This is a genomic window from Streptomyces phytophilus (genome assembly GCF_013870535.1).
Lineage (GTDB): Bacteria > Actinomycetota > Actinomycetes > Streptomycetales > Streptomycetaceae > Streptomyces > Streptomyces phytophilus.
The window spans coordinates 1-3,921 of sequence record NZ_JACBXC010000549.1 but is presented as its reverse complement, the minus strand read 5'-3'; the positions used below and the strand labels follow the sequence as shown (position 1 = coordinate 3,921).

The following is a 3,921-nucleotide window of genomic DNA, read 5'->3' as shown; positions in this document are numbered from 1 at the left end:
GCTCCGCGCGTACGCGGCCGAAGCCCCGGACCCCGCCGATTCCCCCGACGCCGCCGAAGACCCCGCCGCCGGCTCCCCCTAGGTGCGCCGCAGGTAGGCCCGTACCGCCAGGGGGAAGAACACCGCGAGCACCCCCACGCTCCACAGCACCGTCTCCAGCGCCGGACCCGCCACCGCGCCCCCGACCATCAGCCCCCGCGCGGTCTCCATCACCGCCGTCACCGGGTTGGCGTCGACCCACGCCTGCAGCCAGCCGGGGAGAGTGTCGGTGGGCACCAGTACGTTGGTCCCGAAGGTCAGCGGGAACATCGCCATGAAGCCGATGCCCTGCACCGCCCCCGGCTCCCGCGCCAGCATCCCGATCAGCACGAACACCCACGTCAGGCAGAACGCGAAGAACATCACCAGCAGGCAGGCCGCCAGCGCCGACAGCGGATCGGTCTCGATCCGGAAGCCCACCGCGTACCCGAAGCCGAGCTGCACGACGATCAGGAGGACGAACCGGATCAGGTCTCCGAGCACCGAGCCGACCAGCGGGGCGGAGCGGGCGATGGGCATGCTACGGAAGCGGTCGAAGACGCCCTTCTTGATGTCGTCGTTGAGGTTGATGCCGGTCTGGACGGAGGCGAAGACCGTGTTCATCACCATGAGCGCGGGCAGCAGGGTCTGCAGGTACTCGTGCGTCGAGCCGGCGACCGCGCCGCCGAGCAGGTAGAGGAACATGACGACGAACAGGATCGGCTGCAGCGTCACGTCGATCAGCTGCTCGGGCGTGCGCCGGGTCTTGGTCAGGCTGCGGCCGGCGAGCGCGACGCTGTGCCGTACGAGCGCGAAGGGGCGCGCGGCGCCCTCGCGGCGGGACGGCACGGCGGTCCGCTCGGGAGGAGCGGTGAGGGTGGTCATCGGACGGCCTCCTCGGTCTTCGCGGTACGGGCTTCGCCGGCTCCCCCGGTGCCGGCCGGGGCGGCGGTGCCGTGGCCGGTGAGGGTGAAGAACACGTCGTCCAGGTCGGGCAGCCGCAGCGACAGCTCGGCCACCGCGATCCCCGCCTCGTCGAGGCGGCGTACGGCCGCGGTGAGCATGCCGTCGTCCTCGACGGGGACGGTCAGCGTGCCCCGCGTCGGCGACTCGGGCTGGGTGCCCGCCACCGCCGCGAGGATCCCCGCCGAGTCCAGCAGCCGCGCCGGGTCCAGCGGGCGCAGGTCGAGGTGGCGGCCGCCGACGCGCTGCTTCAGCTCGGCGGGGGTGCCGTGGGCGATGACCCGGCCGTGGTCGATGACGGAGATCTCGTCGGCGAGCGCGTCGGCCTCCTCCAGGTACTGGGTGGTGAGCAGCACGGTCACGCCGTCCCCGACGAGTGAGCGGACGATGCCCCACACGTCCTCGCGGCGCACCGGGTCCAGGCCCGTCGTCGGCTCGTCGAGGTAGATGACGTCGGGCCGGCCGACGAGGGAGGCGGCGAGGTCGAGGCGGCGGCGCATGCCGCCGGAGTACGTCTTGACGGGGCGGGCGGCGGCCTCGGCCAGCTCGAAGTACGCGAGCAGCTCCCGGGCGCGCGCCCGGGCGGCGGCGGTGCGCATGTCGAGGAGCCGGCCTATGAGCACGAGGTTCTCGGTCCCGGTCAGGTCCTCGTCCACGGAGGCGTACTGGCCGGTGAGCCCGATGAGCCGGCGCACCTCGCCGGCGTCGCGCACGACGTCGAGGCCGCCGACGGTCGCCGTGCCCTCGTCCGGGCGGAGGAGGGTGGCGAGGATGCGTACGGCCGTGGTCTTGCCGGCGCCGTTGGGGCCGAGGACGCCGAGGACGGTGCCCTGCCGGGCCGCGAGGTCGATGCCGGCCAGCGCGACGGTCGCGCCGAACCGCTTGACCAGGCCCTCGGCCCTGAATGCGTAGGTCATACGGGTGTCTCCTTCTCGGTCTGCGGGAAGGAGCGTGCCGAGGAGCGCTGGCACGGCGCGCACAGGGCGCTGTCACGACGGCGTTATGTCCGGTTTATCGGATTGCAGGAGGTGCGTTCGCTGAGAGCGGAATAGGGCCGTACGGGTCAACCCACGCGTCCCGTACGACGGCGCCCCGACCGGCTCGTTGAGCGCCCGCCGGGCCCCCACGCGCAACCGCGCGCCCCCGCGCAACCCCCCGAGCGCCCGCCGCTGAGCACCGGAAAAGTGCCGCCAATCGGACCCCTGGCGTACGGTTCACGCTGCGGTACGTCAAACTTGTGACTGATCGCACTGTTTTACTGTCCGGCATCATGGAAAACGACGGGCCGACCGAGCAACGGCCCGCGGTCGCCCGGGCACCCCGACAAGGAGAGAACTCGTGGACGACGTTCTGCGGCGCGCGCCGCTCTTCGCCGCGCTCGACGACGAGCAGGCCGCGGAGCTGCGTGCCTCCATGACCGAGGCGACACTGTCGCGCGGTGACGCGCTCTTCCACGAGGGCGAGCCCGGCGACCGGCTCTACGTCGTCACCGAGGGCAAGGTCAAGCTCCACCGCACCTCCCCCGACGGGCGCGAGAACATGCTCGCCGTACTCGGCCCCGGCGAGCTGATCGGCGAGCTGTCCCTCTTCGACCCGGGCCCGCGCACGGCCACGGCCACGGCGCTGACCGAGGTCAAGCTGCTGGGCCTCGGCCACGGCGACCTCCAGCCCTGGCTGAACGCCCGCCCCGAGGTCGCGTCCGCGCTGCTGCGCGCGGTCGCCCGCAGGCTGCGGCGCACCAACGACCAGATGTCCGACCTGGTCTTCTCCGACGTCCCGGGCCGCGTCGCCCGCGCGCTGCTGGACCTCTCGCGGCGCTTCGGCGTGCCCGGTGACGAGGGCATCCACGTCGTGCACGACCTGACGCAGGAGGAGCTGGCCCAGCTCGTCGGCGCCTCCCGGGAGACGGTCAACAAGGCGCTGGCGGACTTCGCCAGCCGCGGCTGGCTGCGCCTGGAGGCGCGGGCCGTGATCCTGCTGGACGTGGAGCGCCTGGCCAAGCGCTCGCGCTGACCCCAGGCCACCACGGCGGCCCGCCACGGCGGCCACCACGGCACGAACGGCGTCGGGCCACACGGCGGGCACCACGGCGCCGAAGACGCGGAGCCGGCCCACCGCAGCGCGGACGCAGCCGCGCCGGTCCGGCTACGTGATCAGGCCGTGCTCCTCCAGGTACTCCAGCTGCGCCCGCACCGACAGCTCCGCCGCCGGCCACAGCGTGCGGTCCACGTCCGCGTACACATGCGCCACCACGTCCGCCGGCGTCCGGTACCCGTTCTCGACCGCCGTCTCGACCTGCGCCAGCCGCGTCGCACGGTGCGCGAGGTAGTACTCCACCGCGCCCTGCGCGTCCTCCAGCACCGGCCCGTGGCCCGGCAGCACCGTCGCGACGCCGTCGTCCACGGTCAGGGACCGCAGCCGGCGCAGCGAGTCGAGGTAGTCGCCGAGCCGGCCGTCCGGATGGGCGACCATCGTCGTACCGCGGCCGAGGATCGTGTCCCCGGTGAGCACGGCGGAGTCGGCCGGCAGGTGGAAGGAGAGCGAGTCCGCCGTGTGCCCCGGCGTGGGTACGACCCGCAGCTCCAGCCCGCCGACGGATATCACGTCCCCCGCGCCCAGCCCCTCGTCGCCGAGGCGCAGCGCCGGGTCCAGGGCCCGCACCTTCGTCCGGGTCAGCTCGGCGAAGCGGGCCGCGCCCTCGGCGTGGTCCGCGTGCCCGTGGGTGAGCAGCGTGAGCGCCACCCGCAGGCCCGCCCGCTCCGCGGTGTCCACGACCGCCGCCAGGTGCCCTTCGTCCAGCGGCCCGGGGTCGACCACCACTGCCCGCGCGGCGTCCGGCTCGGCGACGATCCACGTGTTCGTACCGTCGAGCGTCATGGGCGAGGCGTTGGGCGCCAGCACGCACGTGGCACGGGCAGTGGCCGCCCCGCCGATCACCCC

General features: G+C 73.7%; 4 protein-coding genes. 1 reads left to right on the top strand and 3 read right to left on the bottom strand.

The window, feature by feature from the left end:
- Positions 1 to 78: 78 nt before the first annotated feature.
- Both H5J30_RS21060 and H5J30_RS21055 read right to left on the bottom strand, forming a co-directional pair.
- Positions 79 to 903 (bottom strand): ABC transporter permease, encoded by an 825-nt coding sequence (locus tag H5J30_RS21060; RefSeq protein WP_181788953.1) that lies wholly within the window; start codon positions 901 to 903, stop codon positions 79 to 81.
- Complete coding sequence (locus tag H5J30_RS21055) at positions 900 to 1,898, bottom strand: ATP-binding cassette domain-containing protein (RefSeq protein ID WP_181788952.1); 999 nt, start codon at positions 1,896 to 1,898, stop codon at positions 900 to 902. The genes H5J30_RS21060 and H5J30_RS21055 overlap by 4 nt, the downstream gene beginning before the upstream one ends.
- A 421-nt stretch (positions 1,899 to 2,319) precedes the next feature.
- Between H5J30_RS21055 and H5J30_RS21050 the strand changes: the two genes are divergently transcribed.
- On the top strand, positions 2,320 to 2,994 hold the full coding sequence (locus tag H5J30_RS21050; RefSeq protein WP_181788951.1) for a Crp/Fnr family transcriptional regulator: 675 nt from the start codon (positions 2,320 to 2,322) through the stop codon (positions 2,992 to 2,994).
- 132 nt (positions 2,995 to 3,126) lie between these two features.
- Here the strand turns inward: H5J30_RS21050 and H5J30_RS21045 are convergent.
- On the bottom strand, positions 3,127 to 3,921 hold a 795-nt coding region (locus tag H5J30_RS21045), incomplete at its 5' end, for an MBL fold metallo-hydrolase (protein ID WP_220189165.1).

Coding starts and splice junctions, on each gene's coding strand:
- H5J30_RS21060 (WP_181788953.1), bottom strand. CDS start 903: ATGACCACCCTCACCGCTCCTCCCGAGCGGACCGCCGTGCCGTCCCGC.
- H5J30_RS21055 (WP_181788952.1), bottom strand. CDS start 1,898: ATGACCTACGCATTCAGGGCCGAGGGCCTGGTCAAGCGGTTCGGCGCG.